The organism is Trichodesmium erythraeum IMS101 (assembly GCF_000014265.1).
In the GTDB taxonomy this organism is placed as follows: domain Bacteria; phylum Cyanobacteriota; class Cyanobacteriia; order Cyanobacteriales; family Microcoleaceae; genus Trichodesmium; species Trichodesmium erythraeum.
Genome location: NC_008312.1, coordinates 2,423,157 through 2,440,068 on the forward strand (window position 1 = coordinate 2,423,157; position 16,912 = coordinate 2,440,068).

Here is a 16,912-nt window from a genome sequence, read left to right on the forward strand (position 1 = left end):
TATTTAATAGGCTCTATTCTGACGAGAGGTTATCGTCTAGGAATAGTCTTAATTAATTCGGGCTATGGCAATAATACAAGATTTTTGAAAAAACTCGAAGACGGAAAGTTAAAATATGCGCGGAGGTATGGCTAAAAATCGAAAAATAGTAGTTAAATAAAAATCATCTCCAGAAATAAAAACTAGAATAGATGAAGCTGGCTAAAACTTTACCAACAGAATACTTTTAGCTAGTCATCTTAATTTTATAAAAACCAAAAAAAGTTTGACTCACTACATTTAAAGGTTCAATTTCACGGCTTTAAGGAGAAAGAATTTTCCCTATGGCTATGAATGCTGGTTCTATAGAGTAGGCGACATAAATTGATTATTTTATTACTAATTTTTAGAGGTTAAAGGTAACATCTCAATGGATGGTAAATACCTAAGTTAAACAGAAACTGGATAGAGGTTTTTTACTGAAAATTGCTCATTATGGTTGGGGTTAAAAGAATATCAAGTAAGAGATAAATGGAGTCTAGAATGACATTTTATCTTAGTATTTTTTGCTTAGATTTTTATCACTTGGTATAAGCTAACTGGAGGATTACAAAGGCAATGGGGGAATAAACTTTTGAAGATATTTACTGTGGACGCGCCAGCGGCTTCTCGAAGAGTAGCTTTAGAAGCTTTTTTGTAGGGCTATATAATTGGTGTCTAGTTGCCCCTAAAGTAGAGGTTTTTTCTGGTGAGGTGAGAGGGGTGTTAGTTAGCTTAATTAATATTAATTGTTCTAAAGAAGAGACTATTAAATTAGTTTTTGGTTGTGCTAAGTCTGGTAAGTCTAAATCGTGGAAGGTGGCTTCTTATTGGTATGAGGAATTAAAGCACAAATACGATGATTTAGGAAGGTAAAATGGCTATGGATATAAAGAAGAAAAGACTATTTAAATTAGATGGATTTATTAAGCTATTAAAATTTATTAGTTTTGGGGTTGGAGTTTTTGCGATCGCAGGAATAGCAATCTATCCTTTAATAGGCAATAAACCTGTAGATGAAGTCAAGGATAAAACAGAAGAAACTACTAGTGTTTTACCTCCTGCTAACTATACAATTATTATGGGTAAACAGGAGAATGAAGTAGTTATAAAGTTCCACAAACAAGCTTCAGAATTACACCTAAAGAATATATCTACTAAAGAGTCTAATTGCTTGCTCAATGGCGGCAGATTAAATTGTGTTTTAGCTACAGCTTACTAACCTAAATCAGAAGCAACTGAAAAGCAAGTTAAAACTACTCCTAAAGATGAATTTAAACACCAATTCTATAAGATTCCAGATATAGAAATTAGTAGTGATATGATGGAGAATATTATGGTTTTTGGTGGTGTAGTTCTAGGTATTTTAGTTATCAGCAGATTCCGTTCCAAATGATTTCTATCTCTAAAAGTTACATCGCTCTACAACTTAATTCTAGGGTGATTTTTTTATAATGACGAAGAAGGATAATTATGGGATAAGGCTAGAGTTAACTATTATCTGATAAAAAAAGATTTTTGATTTTCTTTTGCATATATTTCTGGCACAAAGCATAAAAACTAATATTTATCTTGATTTTGTTTTGATTCATTTTTCTCATTTAAAAATATTTGATAGTTTTTCAGAACTGTTTGAGTGTTGGGATGTTCTTCACCTAATGATTGTGTAAATATTTCAATAGCTTGTAGGTACAAAGGTTCAGCTGCTTCGTATTTTCCTTGTTCACGATATAATTCTGCCAGGTTGTTGAGGTCTCTTGCAAGAGATGGATGATTTTCAGGGAGGGCGATTTTGTCGATTTCTATTGTTTGTAGATACAATTGTTCTGCAGCTTCGTATTTTCCTTGTGCATGATATAATCCTGCCAGGTTGTTGAGGTGTGTGGCTAATTGTGGATGATTTTCTGGGAGGGCGATTTTGTCGATTTCTATTGCTTGTAGAAACAAAGGTTCTGCAGCTTCGTATTTTCCTTGTGAATGATATAATAATGCCAGGTTGTTGAGGTCTGTGGCAAGAGATGGATGATTTTCAGGGAGGGCGATTTTGTCGATTTCTATTGCTTGTAGGAACAAAGGTTCTGCAGCTTCGTATTTTCCTTGTTCACGATATAATTCTGCCAGGTTGTTGAGGTCTCTTGCAAGAGATGGATGATTTTCAGGGAGGGCGATTTTGTCGATTTCTATTGCTTGTAGGAACAAAGGTTCTGCAGCTTCGTATTTTCCTTGTAACTTATATAATGCTGCCAGGTTGTTGAGGCCGCTGGCTATATTTGGATGATTTTCAGGGAGGGCGATTTTGTGGATTTCTATTACTTGTAGGAACAAAGGTTCTGCTGCTTCGTATTTTCCTTGTACACGATATAAATTTGCCAGGTTGTTGAGGTGTGTGGCAATACCTGGATGATTTTCAGGGAGGGCGATTTTGTGGATTTCTATTGCTTGTAGGTACAAAGGTTCTGCTGCTTCGTATTTTCCTTGTGCACGATATAAATTTGCCAGGTTGTTGAGGTGTGTGGCACGTTGTGGATGATTTTCAGGGAGGGCGATTTTGTCGATTTCTATTGCTTGTAGGTACAAAGGTTCTGCAGCTTCGTATTTTCCTTGTAACTTATATAATGCTGCCAGGTTGTTGAGGCCGCTGGCTATATTTGGATGATTTTCAGGGAGGGCGATTTTGTCGATTTCTATTGCTTGTAGGAACAAAGGTTCTGCAGCTTCGTATTTTCCTTGTGAATGATATAATAATGCCAGGTTGTTGAGGTCTGTGGCAAGAGATGGATGATTTTCAGGGAGGGCGATTTTGTCGATTTCTATTGCTTGTAGGAACAAAGGTTCTGCAGCTTCGTATTTTCCTTGTAACTTATATAATGCTGCCAGGTTGTTGAGGCCGCTGGCTATATTTGGATGATTTTCAGGGAGGGCGATTTTGTGGATTTCTATTACTTGTAGGAACAAAGGTTCTGCTGCTTCGTATTTTCCTTGTACACGATATAAATTTGCCAGGTTGTTGAGGTGTGTGGCAATACCTGGATGATTTTCAGGGAGGGCAATTTTGTGGATTTCTATTGCTTGTAGGTACAATTGTTCAGCTGCTTCGTATTTTCCTTGTGCACGATATAATGATGCCAGGTTGTTGTAAATAGCTGCAATATCAGAATTATTTTTATCTAAACGTTTTTCAGCTATTTCTTTACCTTTCTCTAACCAAGGTTGTGCCAGTGGGTACAATCCTTGACCTTGATAAAATGAGCCTAAGCTTGTAAAAGGTATAATCAAATCATCATCGCTCAAATATTCAGCCAAATTGTCTGCTATTTCTGTAATATGAGGTATATCAATCTCAACTTCTTTAACTTGTTCTACTGTAATGTCATTGTTATAAGGAATTTTCTCTGCCGCACCTACAATTACCCGACAAAACTGAGACTTCAACTGTTCTACTTCCTTCATTGCATTCAACTTATCTTGAAAATATCGACGTACTAATTGATGCAATTCATAAGTTCCCTGTGTTGTCTTTTGAATTAAATTTAAATCTAACAAAGTATCTTCCCTAATATCTTCCCAAGTTCTTGAATCTAATACATCAACTTTTTTTGGAGGCATCAATAATAACCATAAACGTGAAAAAGTAGGAAACCACCTTTGTATAATTCCTTTCTCCTGACTTTCATCTTTAGACAAACATTTTTCCACCAAATTCCAAGGTATAGGAGCCAATGCAAAAAGACTCAACAAACAGCCCAAATACCTTCCCCTTTCATCTAATTCATTCCAACTCAATTCAAAAGCAGCGGCTACTCCACGCTGTGCTGTCATTTCTCCCTGTGGTGGGTTCTGTAGCACCGAGAAATTTAAAGCTTGTTTTTCCAACTCTTGTATCATTCTTTCCAATGTCCATTCAGACCGCCTCTTCAGAAATCGCCCCACCAACTCTAATCCCAAGGGTAAATATCCCAACCATTCACAAAGTTGCTTTGCTTCCTCTATTTGTGTCCCTAAACGAGAATTGCCAATTAAGACCTCTAATAATTCTAAAGCAGAATCTTCATCCAAAACCTCCAAACGTAACTGTGAAAAAGATTCTGACAACCAATATTTACGAGTAGTAATTAATAATTTAAAACGTTGTTTTTGTGGAGGTAAATACTGCTCAATTTCTTCATATTTATTAACATCATCTAGAACAATTAAAACATCTCCAGGTGGTTGCCAATTTGACCAACAAAAGCTAATTCTTTCTTCTAAACTCCAATCTTCAGCCGGAAATAATCCTAATTGAGTTTGAGCAAAGCTTAATAACTGTTCTCCCACACTTCTTTCCCTAACATTTATCCAACAAATACCACCAGGATAATTCAACTCCTTTTCAGATAAAAGAGAATATTGAAGTGCTAATTCTGTTTTCCCAACGCCTGCCATACCTGTAACTACTGCTGTAATAGATACACGCTCTTTTTCCTGAAGTTGTTCATGTAAATTTTCGATATCTTTATCTCGACCAACAAATTTAACAGCACCAGTTCGTAATATATTTAAATTATTAGGAAACTCTGCTGGCTCACCCTTCCATGAAACATTTTTTGTGTCATTAATAATTGTCTTAGCAAAAGTTGAATTTACAATATTGCCTGAATTAACACCAACACCATGAGTCTCCTTAATATCAACTTTATCCTCAAAATTATCTGACATATTAACCTTGTTTATGATTTGGATTTTTGCCAATCTTCCAAAGCTGCAATAACAAAGCTACTAGCAGGATGATTAAGTAATTGTTCAACAGCAGCAACTCCACCAGCTTTTATAGCGCTAAATATTTTTTGTGCCTTAGTCGGATGATTATCAATATGTGTAATTACCTCTGTAGCAATTTTCATTCTGTCCATTGTTGTTTCTGACGGATAAGTTTTTTCTAGTTGCTCTAGTAATTCTTGAATATCTCTTGCTGCTTCTGTCAAGTTTTGTTGTTGAGATTCATAAATTGTCATTGTCTTAGCAAATTTTGAGGTATTAATATTTCCCTTGTTAATACCTACACCATAAACTTCTTGAATAGAAACTTTATCCCCGGAATTTTCTGACATATTTGTACCTAATTTAGAATTTGATATTTAATGGGCTTTTTAACTCTCCCACATATTAACTTAAAAAAGGAATAGCGATCGCCACCAAAGCAAACTCAACAGACTCCATTTTAAACTTCCCTAGCTAATATAGTTGTCCAAACATTATACGAAGCTACAAGGAAGTTAACAAAAACCAACAAAATACTCACTTAAATTTTTCAACATCTATGCAACGAACCCAACAATTTAGTAATCACAAATACATCCCAATATTGCCAGAGAAAACGGGAATATTGACCGAAATGGGTCAAAAGCAGTATTCAGTAAATTTATTTAATATATATAAAAATATTATCTATAGGTAAATCCTGTCCAGTTATCCGAAATGCCAATGCCCAACCTACTAACTACAATACATATAGCAGTCCGTTGGGGGTTGCGACAAATCAAAAAGTAAATAAAACCTTTAAAACTCTTACCTATTCTCTGTTCCCTCTTCCCTGTTCCCTAAAAAGCAGTAGGATTTTTGCCATGAACACTCATAGGATTGCTATAGTAGAGTTGTTTAGAAATAAAAATTTAAAATCCTCAAAAGTTTACTCTATAAAGTATTCATAATTTTAGGCATCAATAACACTATAAACCTTGACTGATAATCGTTCCAGCCATTTTTTGGCCTGAATTCCCCACAACTCTAGTATATTGAGATAAACAAGTTTTTGATAAACTTCTGTGTGAATCTGTAATAATAAAACTGATGAACTCAATATCACAAACTCAATCCCGCAAAGCAGATCATCTAAGAGTTTGCTTAGAATCAGATGTCCAATTTAACAACAAGACCAATGGATTAGACAAATACCGTTTTACTCACTGCTGTTTACCAGAACTAAACCGCAGTGAAATAGATACTAAAACTACATTTCTTGGGAAGCAACTGGGCGCGCCATTATTAATATCTTCGATGACAGGTGGCACTGAGCAAGCTAAAATGATTAATTATCGGTTAGCCAAAGTTGCCCAACACTATAAAATAGCCATGGGAGTTGGTTCCGAACGAGTTGCGGTAGAAAATTCCCAAGTGGCTGATACTTTTGCTGTGCGATCGCTTGCTCCTGATATTCTATTGTTTGCCAACCTAGGAGCTGTCCAACTCAACTATAATTATGGCATTGACCAGTGCCAACGAGCGATTGATATTTTAGAAGCAGATGCCCTCATTTTACATCTCAATCCTCTTCAAGAGTGCATTCAGACTGAAGGTGATACTAATTTCCGAGGTATCCTTGACAAAATATCAAAATTGTGCTATTCGCTGTCAGTGCCAGTAATTGCTAAAGAAGTAGGTAATGGGATTTCCGGTTCAATGGCCAAAAAGTTAATTGATGCTGGAGTAGGAGCGATTGACGTTGCAGGAGCTGGAGGGACTTCTTGGGCAAAAATTGAAGGGGAGCGGGGGAAAGACCCACTTCAGCGTCGGTTAGGAAATACTTTTGGGAATTGGGGTTTACCTACTGCAGAATGTATTAGCGCTATCCGCACCCTGAATTCAGACATTCCTCTAATTGCTTCTGGAGGGTTACGAAATGGGTTAGAAGTAGCAAAGGCGATCGCTCTTGGTGCAGATCTAAGTGGATTAGCTTGGCCATTTCTTCAAGCAGCAGTCAAATCAGAAGAATCTCTCAATTTATTAGTAGATATATTAATAGCAGAAATAACGACAGTTCTATTTTGTACAGGCAATGCCAATTTATTAGAACTGAAAAAATCTCAGGCTTTAGAAAAATTAACATAAAAACAAAGTATTAGTCATGGCATCAATTCAACAATTAAAAGTGCTTTGTTGCCATAATTAATTTCAAACCATAGTATAAATTTAAATTGCGACTAGTAAATACTGTTGAGTTATCGTTTCTAAAAAATATTTTTTTCAACTCAACTTGTAAATTGATTCTTTTTCCCAAAATCTATTTCACAGCTTTAGTTGAGACAGTTCACTACAGTTTCAAACTTAGCAAATTCAAATAGTAGGTGATAATTAACTAATACCAAATAATTAACTTCCTAAAAAGGAACTCCCACTAGAAACATGAAAGACTTTTTCAAATACACCTTTGCCAGCCTAATTGGCAGCATACTAGGAATTACTTTAATAATCGGTGTCGGATTTGGCGGATTAATATTTTTTGTCGTTTCCATAGCCAGTCAAACCAAAGATCTAGGTCCACAAGTTGAAGACAAATCAATCTTAGTTTTCGACCTTGCTACAAGTATTACAGATAGTCGACCCATTTCCTCAACTGGGGAAGCACTCCAAGAAGCCCTATCTAGCGACCAAGCTACAACCATAACCCTCCGAAAAGCAATTAATACTCTCAATGCTGCTGCCAAAGATAAAAAAATAATCGGCATTTACATTAAAGGTAGTAATGCTCCAGGGGTAACAGGACTAGCAAACCTACAAGAAATAAGACAAGCACTTCAACGGTTCCGAGAAACAGGCAAAACTATTATTGCTTATGATATGGACTGGACAGAAAGAGAATATTACCTAAGTTCAGTAGCAGATGAAATTGCAATTAATCCTTTGGGTGTTTTAGAGTTCAATGGTTTAAGTTCTGAAACTATGTTCTTGAGTGGTGCATTAGATAAATTTGGTATCGGGGTTCAGGTAACAAAAGTTGGTAAATATAAATCTGCCACTGAACCTTTTCTCCGAGAAAAAATGAGTCCGGAGAACCGACAGCAAACTCTTCAATTGTTACAAGATATTTGGGGTCAATATCTGCAAACAGTTGCTACAAGTCGAAAGTCTACAACAGAGCAGTTACAGGCGATCGCTGATAATCAGGGAATTTTGATGGCGAATAATGCTTTACAGAGTAAGTTAGTAGATAGAGTTGTCTACTACGATGAAGTTCTGAAAAAACTTAAAGAACTAACAGGTATTGAAGAGGACGATAAAAGTTTCACACAAATTAGTCTGAACAACTATAGCAAAGTACCAAGAGTTGCAAAAACTCTTAGTAAGAATATTAAAAGCAACAATAAAATTGCTGTAGTCTACGCTCAAGGAGAAGTAGTTAATGGTAGTGGTACTTCTAGACAAATAGGGGGCGATCGCCTAGCAAAGAAATTACGACAACTACGACTTGATGAAAAAGTGAAAGCTGTGGTTTTACGAGTTAATAGTCCAGGGGGGAGTGCTTCAGCATCTGAAGTTATTAGTAGGGAAGTAAAACTTATGAGTGAGGAAAAACCTGTAATTGTATCTATGGGTAATATAGCTGCTTCTGGAGGGTATTGGATTTCTATGAATGCAGATCGGATCGTTGCTGAAGTCAATACTATTACAGGTTCTATAGGAGTTTTTGGTGTGTTGTTCAATATTCAAGAAATAGCTAATCAAAATGGAATTACTTGGGATGTGGTTAAAATTGGTAAGTTTGCAGATTTGAATACTACTTCTCGCCCTAAGACTGAAGATGAGTTAGTTTTGATTCAAAAGATGGTAGATTCAATTTACGAGCGGTTTATTAAAAATGTAGCGACAGCCCGTAATTTAGCACCCGAAAAAGTAGAGGAAATTGCTCAAGGTCGAGTTTGGTCTGGTGCCAACGCTCAAAAGTTAGGTTTAGTTGATGAAATTGGTGGGATAGAAACTGCTATTAAAGTTGCTGCAGAAAAAGCTGAACTGGGAGATAGTTGGAAAATTGAGGAGTATCCTAAGTCTCGTAGTTTGGAGCAACAGATTTTTCGTAGTCTTTCTGGTATGGAAGTTGATATACCTACTATGCCTTTAGATCCGTTAGCGACAGAATTTAAAAAGTTGCAAGAGGAGTTAGCTAGTTTGAGAGCGATGAATGATCCTTATGGGGTTTATACTCGTTTGCCGTTCAACTTGAGAATAGATTAATTTAGGAGTCATAACTCATAGTTCATCTATTTCTAAAACCTAAAATTTTATAAGTCTTCCCAAATCTTTTTTGAGATGAGAATTAAGGGATATGAGCAAAAATTGAATTGATAAATAAATAAAAAAACAACTGGTTTGCTATCAAGAAGTTTATTAGGGTTTGAGGGAGTAAATTGGCGATCGCCAACTTACTCCATATTTTTAAGAATTACAAGTTTGCTGAACAGCTTAATTAACATTTGTAGTCAGCATTCTACCCAACCAAAGTTCCCTTAAAACCAATGAGTCCTTAAGCAAGATAAGTTTCGATTTTCAAGTTAACTTGTGATAATATTAGGGCTAAAACTTCATGAAAAATAAGAATATTAAAACATATAATTACGCTCTCTAACCCACAAACTCACAGGTACAGCCTTACCTTGAGAATTGACTTTTGCTTCTATAACAAAAGGTATGTCTTCTTCTGAATTAACACTATCTTGTACTTCCTGAATATCTTGATTAATTTTTTCTCGTCTATCCTCTGGCATAAAATAAGTTTCTAAGCCATATTTAACTCTCCCACCATCAAATTTTCCTTGAATAGCTATTTGGTTATCTGGCAAATTTTCTGGCATTTTTGAACTTATACCTATAGGTTGCCAAGCTTTAGGTATTTGTGAATTTTTTATTTTTTCAGGTTCAGCTAAAATTACATAAATATTAGTTTTATTTTCCCCATCAAATCTGCCTGAAGTTTCAAAATCAAATTGATGCCAACCCGGAAGTTTACTCAAGTTATCTTTGCGGGAAATATCATAACTTAAAACTTGATAATAACCGCGCAAAAAATCATAGGGGTCTACAGGTGCAGTTTGTAAAATAACTGTTCTACCTGTAATGTGAGTATAAATAGCTTGGGCAGAAACTGATAAAATTAATGCTAATTGCAAAGTTAAAGGCAAAACAAACCGCCAAATAGGTATTTGCTTTGTCAAAGATTTATTTTGATTAATAAGTAAACTAATGTCTTCAGTCTTATCATGATTTTTATCAGACAACTTTTTTTGAATAAAAGGCTTATAAAATTTCATTTTATCTCTCCATTTATTAATATTTTTATGGCAAAAATTTTGGTACTAAAGTAATTTAGTTAAATTATTTTATATCTATAGTTTTAAGGGTAAATATTCAGAGGTATTAGCCTCCAAAAATAATTAAAATTCTGACAGAAAAAAGATATTCAGCTTTACTTCATATTTTTGCAGATTATGACCAAGAAAAAGAGCTATATCTGACTCCTAAAGTGCTTAATTTTTACATCTAAACTTTTTCTGAATATTTATTTTTATAGTTTTTTTTATTTATAAAATTGGTATTTTGTGAATTAAATTATAATCTTCATATATTTCATAAATTATTGATTATACTAACTAACAAAACTAATTAAAACTCCTAAAAGTTTCGGTAAATTTTTGAGGGAATATTCCTCTAAATCTAATACTACATTTTCACCTTCTAACTCTAAAAATTGCCAAGCAGTTCCAGTGGTAATAGCACCATAAATTTGAGAAATTTGATTCCCTTTATTTTTGTTAAAAATTTGAGCTGCAACCATTTCCGCCAGACATTGACCAAAACCAGATTTTATATTATCATTTTTCGCCTCTACTAAGGTAACTACTGGTGCTTTAATTATGGTTTGTAGGCTAGAAAGACTAATAATAAAATCGCAAAAACCACTTAATCCTAATTCAATATTGACATTAAATTCTATACCAGAAAATAAACTTATTTGTTTGTTTAAATGTTTTCTAACTGCCACTAAAATTGGCGATACTATTAATTCTGAACGAGCTTTTTCAGTACCAATCGCTACTGCTAATGGTATATTGTCTTCTAAGGTTTCTTCTAACAGTTTACTAGGAGCTACGTCTGGTAAATTATTAAATTTCCCTAAGTTTTCGACTAAAGTTAAATTGAACTTAGTTAAAACTTCTTCTAAAGTGAATTTACTGTACGGCATTATGTAAATTTTTGAGCAATTTTTGAGCAATTTTTGAGCAATTTTTGAGCAATTTTTGAGCAAATAAAGAACTTTAAAATATCATACCACTTTATAGCTAATTATCCTTGAAATCCAAGTAAAATCAATCAACGCCTTTGGTTAACTGAAAAAATGACTGACCAAATGGAGCAGCCTATAGGGCGACGCAGTAGAAGCAGGAAGTAAATCTGATAACATTACTAATTATAACATTTTATATCGGTTTTATGAAGCAGAAAAAATTGTTAGACTCTAAATCTGATCAAACAAATGGTACAGTAGAAACCTTAACTGATAAGATAGAAGCTGTATCAATTCAATCTGAGACAGCTTTGTTCAAGTCGAAAGGCAAAAAAAAGAAATTGACCTGGGTTGGTCTCCTAGTAGTTATTTTAGCAACAACTTTTGGCAGCCTAAAATTTCTCATCTATCGAAAGACTTCTCTCAAGCGAACCTCAGAAAGTTCTCTAGCGAATATCCTCTCTGTTCAAGCTACCCCCATAAAATTAGTCAACTCCTACTCAGTTTCCCAAAGTTATACAGGAGTTGTAGAAGCCAAAAGAACAAGTGAACTTGGTTTTGAGCAATCAGGTTTACTTAAATTCATATATGTAGAAGAGGGTAAAAAAGTAGGCAAAGGAGAAGCGATCGCTCAACTGGATACCAGTCAAACCCAAGCCCAAAAGTCAGTATTAATAGCTCAGAAAGAAAGAGCGATCGCCACCCTCAAAGAACTGCAAACAGGACCCAGAGTAGAAGTCATTGCAGCCACCCGAGCATCCCTAGCTCAAGAAAAAGCAAAATTACAAGAATTGCAAACAGGACCCAGGGTAGAAGTAATTGCAGCCACCCGTGCATCCCTTACTCAAGAACAAGCCAAATTACAAGAACTACAAACAGGACCCAGAGTAGAAGTAATTGCAGCCACCCGTGCATCCCTTACTCAAGAACAAGCCAAATTACAAGAACTGCAAACGGGAACCCGCACCGAAGATATTGAAGCAGCTCGTTCAGTAGTTCTAGACTTAGAGGAACAAGTAGAATTAGCTCAACTTCGAGAAAAAAGACGTGAAGAACTTTATAAACAGGGAGCAATTTCTCAAGAACAACTAGATGTTGCTTCTACTGAGACCGATACTCTCAATGCCAGACTGAAAAGAGGGCGGAGTGAACTAGAAAAATTACAAACAGGAACTCGCCGCGAACAAATAGAAGCTCAAAAAGCTAGAGTTCGTCAAGTGCAAAGTCAATTAGATGAACTGATAGCCGGAACTCGCCGCGAACAAATAGAAGTTCAAAAAGCTAGAGTTCGTCAAGTGCAAAGTCAGTTAGATGAACTGATAGCCGGAACTCGCCGCGAACAAATAGAAGCTCAAAAAGCTAGAGTCCGTCAAGTGCAAAGTCAATTAGATGAACTTATTGCCGGAACTCGCTCCGAACAAATAGAAGCTCAAAAAGCAGAAGTTAAACGTTTCGAGGCACAAATTTCTGAAATTGATGTTGTTCTGAGAAAAAGTATTCTCTATGCGCCTTTTACTGGCACTATTTCTGTTCGCCATTTAGACGAGGGAGTTGTCGTTAATGCAACTCAAGCTGTTGTGCGTTTAGTCGAGGATGGTGAAAGGAAAGTTCGGGTTGGGGTGCCGCCGACTCAAGCTAGTCGTTTGAGAATAGGTAGTTTGGAGGAAGTGAGGATAGCACAGAAAACTTTAAGTGCACAAGTGCTGTCAATTTTACCAGAGGTAGATTCTATGACTCGGACTCAAAGTGTAATTTTGGCACTACCTCAAGCTATAGCTCCAGGTACTATTGTCAAGTTAGAACTTAATCAAATTGAAACAGTGACAGGATATTGGTTGCCGACTTCTGCTTTGGTTTGGGGAGAGCGGGGGTTGTTGGCTTGTTTTGCTCTTGTCTCTCCTCAGAAATCAGATTTGGTGATACCTCCCTTAACTTATCAGACTGAAAAACGAATGGTTGAAGTTTTGCATACGGAGGGAGACCGGAGTCTGGTGCGAGGACTCTTAAAACCAGGAGAATTGGTTGTCACAACTGGAACTAACCAATTAGTTCCTGGTCAGTTAGTTCGCTATAGATTTTTTGGGCAGGAGAAAAACCAATAACTAATAATATTGATGTCTGGATAATAAGTCAACACGGTTTAGATAATACCAAAAATATTATGATATGGAACCATTAAATGAGCTTTTCAGATTACAGAAGCACAAAAACAATACTTAACGGATCATAAGTCATATTTTTTTTGTAGTAGGAATTGAGGGTCATCTCTTCTTAGGTTTTATAACAATTCCCATGTATTAATTCTATCCCTGTGTCAATCTTTAGTTATTAAATAATTAACATAAAGGGAATAAATTTCTTACTTTTTTTAACTTAATCAATATGAATTATTATTATCTTTGAGATAGTTTATAATGCAAATATACTAAATCCACTGCTATAATATTCTAATTTTCTAATCAAAAAAACTTGAAAAATTTTTGATAAATAGCATTAATAATATTCCCTAAATATGAAGTTTAGTGATAACTATTAAAATAGACATAATCTAAATTATAACTGATAACTCATAATTAGTAAATTATAAATTATAAATCATAACTCATAATTCATCTTTAAAATGACTACTTTATTTTATCGAAACTTTCGATTATTAATACTAGCAATACTAATAATTGTAGCCTGGGGAATATCATCATGTTTCACATTGCCACGACTAGAAGACCCAGAATTAGTTTCCCGTTTTGCCAGTATCACAACTTTTTGGCCAGGAGCTGATGCCCAACAAGTAGAAACATTAATCACAGAGAAAATAGAAGCAAAACTATCTGAAATTGAAGAAATTGAAACCTATGATTCAACTTCTAGGGCGGGAAGTTCAATTATTAATATTGGACTATTAGAATCAGTTGAAGAAAGAAAAGCTGATACAGCTTGGTTAAGAATTAAAGAGCGATTAAATCAAGCCACAACTCAATTACCTGCTGGTACAAGTAAACCACGATTAGAGGAAGTTGAAGTTAAAGCTTATGCCATGATTACTGCTTTAACTTGGGAACAAGATACTGAGCCTAATTATGCAATTATCAATCGTTTATCTAAATTATTAAAAGATAAATTATTAGCATTGCCAGGAACACAAAAAGTTGCCAAATTTGGTATTCCTCAAGAAGAAATATTAGTAGAAATTAATCCTACTGATTTAGCTAGTCTTGGTCTGACCGCTCAACAATTATCAGCACAAATTCAACAAAGTGATGCCAAAGTTTCATCCGGTAAATTTCGGAGTCAAAATAATGATTTACTCCTAGAAGTTGATTCAAATTTAGATTCCCTGAATAGGATTCGGAATATTCCAATTAGCTTTAGTGATAGAGGTCAATTTACTCGACTTGGTGACATTGCTAAAGTCAGAAAAACAATTGCTGAACCACCAAATGAACTTGCATTAATTAATGGTCATCCTGGTTCTGCTTTAGCTATATTTGTCGAATCAGATTATCAAATAGACCTCTGGGCAAAATCAGCAGAATCAGCCATAGAAAAATTTCGCAAAGAACTAGGTATTGGTCTAAAAATTGAGATAATTTTTAATCAAAGTAATTATATTCAAACTCGCTTAAAAAGTATGATTTGGAATCTATTAATGAGTGGCATACTGGTATTTTTGATGACAGTATTTTTAATGGGTTGGAAATCTGCAATTGTTGTTGGTTTGGTATTGCCTTTGTCAATTTGCATGGTTTTAGGGATGATGAGATTTCTCAATGTTCCTCTACATCAAATGTCAATAACTGGATTAATTGTAGCTCTAGGATTATTAGTTGATGTGACAATTATTATTGTTGATCAAATTAGTAAAAGTATGGTTTCTGGATTAAAAGCTGAAACTGCTATTACTAAAGTAATTAATCATTTATTTCTGCCATTAACAGCATCAACTTTAACTACAGCTCTAGGGTTTTTATCAATGCTTTTAATCCCTGGTGAGCCAGGAGAATTTCTTGGTGGTCTTGGCATTAGTGTGATTTTATCTGTTATTTCTTCATTATTATTATCCCTGACTATAGGTTCTGGCTTAATAGGCAAACTATATCATATTTATTATCATCATAATAATTCCCAGAATACTCAACAAAATTTTTGGCAAACCGGATTTACAAATTCCTCTTTAACGAAACTTTACCAAGTTAGTCTACGAAGTATATTTAGCAATCCTTGGTTAGGAATATTATTAGGTTTAATTTTACCAATTACTGGTTTAATTCAAGTTAGGAATCTCCCTGAACAATTTTTTACTCCAGCATCCAGAAACCAGCTTCAAATAGAATTAGAATTACCTGCTTTAACCTCTATTGAAAAAACAAAAAATACGGCTATAAAAGTCAGAAACTTAATCTTAAAGCATCCAGAAATTCAGGAATTGCAATGGTTTGTAGGACGTAGTTCCCCTCGATATTACTACAACTTAAGAGCAACTAAACAGCCAGACTCCAATTATGCTCAAGGATTTTTACAATTAAATTCAATTGCTAACTCAGAATTAGTTAACAAACTCCAAGGCGAAGTTGATACTGCATTCCCTGGAGCTCAAGTCTTGATTCGACAATTAGAACAGGGGCCTCCCTTTGATGCACCAGTAGCAATCAGAATTTATGGTCCTAACTTAAAGCGTCTACAAGAATTAGGAGAACAAGCCAGAAGCCTTTTAGCTCAAGTCCCTAAAGTCACTCACACCCGGGACACTTTAAGCGAAATTCGACCCCAACTACAACTACAACTAAATGAAGAAGAAGTTCGTTTAGCCCAATTAGATCATGCTAATCTTTCACAGCAGTTAGAGAGCTTACTGGAAGGGAATTTAGGAGGATCAATTATTGAAGATACTGAAGAACTACCAGTGCGGGTGCGAGTATCGAATGCTCAACGGGGAGACATTAGCCAAATTACATCCTTAGACTTACAACCATTAGGTTCGAGTCTAAATCAAAATCGATTTAGTTCAACTGATACAATACCCCTGTCAGCTTTAGCAAAAGTAGAATTAAAGCCAGAATTTTCAGTTATTAGAAGAAGTAACGGCAGACGGGTAAATTTAATTCAAGGTTTTATTGCTGCTGGGGTTTTACCTTCCGAGGTTCTCAAAGGTTGGCAACAAAGGTTAAATGATTCAAATTTTGAGTTACCATCCGGGTATTGGTTGGAAATTGCTGGAGAGTCAGAGAAACTAGGTGAGGCTAAAGCAGTTTTGCTTGCTACAGTGCCTCTTATATTTTTATTAGCAGTTTCAGTTTTGGTCTTATCCTTAAATTCTTTCCGAGCAACTGCCATTATTGGAATAGTTGCTATTTCTGCCATTGGTTTAGGATTTTTTAGTTTATGGTTATTTGGGTATCCCTTGAGTTTTATGAGTCTGGTCGGTACATTTGGTTTAGTGGGAATTGCTATTAATGATTCAGTAGTAGTTTTGGCTGCTATCCTCCAAGACCGGGAAGCATGCACTGGTAACCGTCGAGCTACCCGTCAAGTTGTCATGGGTTCCACTCGTCATGTAGTTGCCACAACTTTAACTACAATGATCGGGTTTGTTCCTTTGTTGGTAAAAGGTGGTGGCTTTTGGCCGCCTCTAGTTATAGCGATCGCTGGTGGTGTTGGTGGTTCCACACTGGTCGCTCTCTACCTTGTTCCCTGTTGCTATTTACTTGTGGCAAATTTTGGTAGGGGAAAAGAGTAAAACTTCAGTAAATATTACAGGTTAGTCTGGCTCGCGTCATGGTAGATGGGGATGAGAACACTTAATAAGGGAGTAATATGTTCCCACTCCTATTCCCCGTCAGCCAAAAGAATTACAATAAACCATCA

11 protein-coding genes are annotated in these 16,912 nt (G+C 35.4%); 6 read left to right on the forward strand and 5 right to left on the reverse strand.

The genetic code is table 11. The annotated features are described in order from the left end of the window. Positions 1-741 precede the first annotated feature (741 nt). Together TERY_RS32640 and TERY_RS07350 are read left to right on the forward strand one after the other, a co-directional pair. Positions 742-894 (forward strand): hypothetical protein, encoded by a 153-nt coding sequence (locus tag TERY_RS32640; protein ID WP_155994354.1) that lies wholly within the window; start codon positions 742-744, stop codon positions 892-894. A 1-nt stretch (position 895) separates the two neighbouring features. Further along, positions 896-1,240 (forward strand): hypothetical protein, encoded by a 345-nt coding sequence (locus tag TERY_RS07350; RefSeq protein ID WP_011611241.1) that lies wholly within the window; start codon positions 896-898, stop codon positions 1,238-1,240. 338 nt (positions 1,241-1,578) lie between these two features. Here the strand turns inward: TERY_RS07350 and TERY_RS07355 are convergent, their stop codons facing one another. From TERY_RS07355 to TERY_RS34745, 3 genes are all read right to left on the reverse strand, one after another. Next, complete coding sequence (locus tag TERY_RS07355; RefSeq protein WP_011611242.1) at positions 1,579-4,713, reverse strand: tetratricopeptide repeat protein; 3,135 nt, start codon at positions 4,711-4,713, stop codon at positions 1,579-1,581. 11 nt (positions 4,714-4,724) lie between these two features. Beyond that, positions 4,725-5,105 carry a hypothetical protein gene (locus TERY_RS07360; RefSeq protein WP_011611243.1) on the reverse strand — a complete coding sequence of 127 codons (381 nt, stop codon included), beginning with the start codon at positions 5,103-5,105 and terminating at the stop codon, positions 4,725-4,727. Positions 5,106-5,707: 602 nt separating this feature from the next. Continuing rightward, entirely contained in the window at positions 5,708-5,854 is a 147-nt protein-coding gene (locus tag TERY_RS34745; RefSeq protein WP_196797241.1) for a hypothetical protein, read from the reverse strand. Between TERY_RS34745 and fni the strand changes: the two genes are divergently transcribed. Both fni and sppA read left to right on the forward strand, forming a co-directional pair. Further along, positions 5,845-6,882, forward strand: coding sequence for a type 2 isopentenyl-diphosphate Delta-isomerase (gene fni, locus TERY_RS07365; RefSeq protein ID WP_011611244.1), 1,038 nt, complete (start codon positions 5,845-5,847; stop codon positions 6,880-6,882). The two genes, TERY_RS34745 and fni, sit on opposite strands and share 10 nt — an antisense overlap. A gap of 294 nt (positions 6,883-7,176) precedes the next feature. After that, positions 7,177-9,003: a signal peptide peptidase SppA gene (gene sppA / locus TERY_RS07370; RefSeq protein ID WP_011611245.1), complete on the forward strand. Its 1,827-nt coding sequence runs from the start codon at positions 7,177-7,179 to the stop codon at positions 9,001-9,003. Between the two features lie 365 nt (positions 9,004-9,368). Here the strand turns inward: sppA and TERY_RS07375 are convergent, their stop codons facing one another. Then, positions 9,369-10,076, reverse strand: a complete 708-nt coding sequence (locus TERY_RS07375) for a GDYXXLXY domain-containing protein (RefSeq protein WP_011611246.1) — start codon at positions 10,074-10,076, stop codon at positions 9,369-9,371. A gap of 335 nt (positions 10,077-10,411) precedes the next feature. Continuing rightward, entirely contained in the window at positions 10,412-11,008 is a 597-nt protein-coding gene (locus TERY_RS07380) for a hypothetical protein (RefSeq protein WP_011611247.1), read from the reverse strand. 248 nt (positions 11,009-11,256) lie between these two features. Between TERY_RS07380 and TERY_RS24975 the strand changes: the two genes are divergently transcribed. After that, a complete protein-coding gene (locus TERY_RS24975) occupies positions 11,257-13,152 on the forward strand; it encodes an HlyD family efflux transporter periplasmic adaptor subunit (RefSeq protein WP_011611248.1) in 1,896 nt (631 codons plus the stop codon). A 518-nt stretch (positions 13,153-13,670) separates the two neighbouring features. Next, entirely contained in the window at positions 13,671-16,784 is a 3,114-nt protein-coding gene (locus TERY_RS07395) for an efflux RND transporter permease subunit (RefSeq protein WP_011611249.1), read from the forward strand. Positions 16,785-16,912: the final 128 nt, after the last annotated feature.

Coding starts and splice junctions, on each gene's coding strand:
- TERY_RS07350 (WP_011611241.1), top strand. CDS start 896: ATGGCTATGGATATAAAGAAGAAAAGACTATTTAAATTAGATGGATTT.
- TERY_RS07380 (WP_011611247.1), bottom strand. CDS start 11,008: ATGCCGTACAGTAAATTCACTTTAGAAGAAGTTTTAACTAAGTTCAAT.
- sppA (WP_011611245.1), top strand. CDS start 7,177: ATGAAAGACTTTTTCAAATACACCTTTGCCAGCCTAATTGGCAGCATA.
- TERY_RS07375 (WP_011611246.1), bottom strand. CDS start 10,076: ATGAAATTTTATAAGCCTTTTATTCAAAAAAAGTTGTCTGATAAAAAT.
- fni (WP_011611244.1), top strand. CDS start 5,845: ATGAACTCAATATCACAAACTCAATCCCGCAAAGCAGATCATCTAAGA.
- TERY_RS24975 (WP_011611248.1), top strand. CDS start 11,257: ATGAAGCAGAAAAAATTGTTAGACTCTAAATCTGATCAAACAAATGGT.
- TERY_RS07355 (WP_011611242.1), bottom strand. CDS start 4,713: ATGTCAGATAATTTTGAGGATAAAGTTGATATTAAGGAGACTCATGGT.
- TERY_RS07395 (WP_011611249.1), top strand. CDS start 13,671: ATGACTACTTTATTTTATCGAAACTTTCGATTATTAATACTAGCAATA.
- TERY_RS07360 (WP_011611243.1), bottom strand. CDS start 5,105: ATGTCAGAAAATTCCGGGGATAAAGTTTCTATTCAAGAAGTTTATGGT.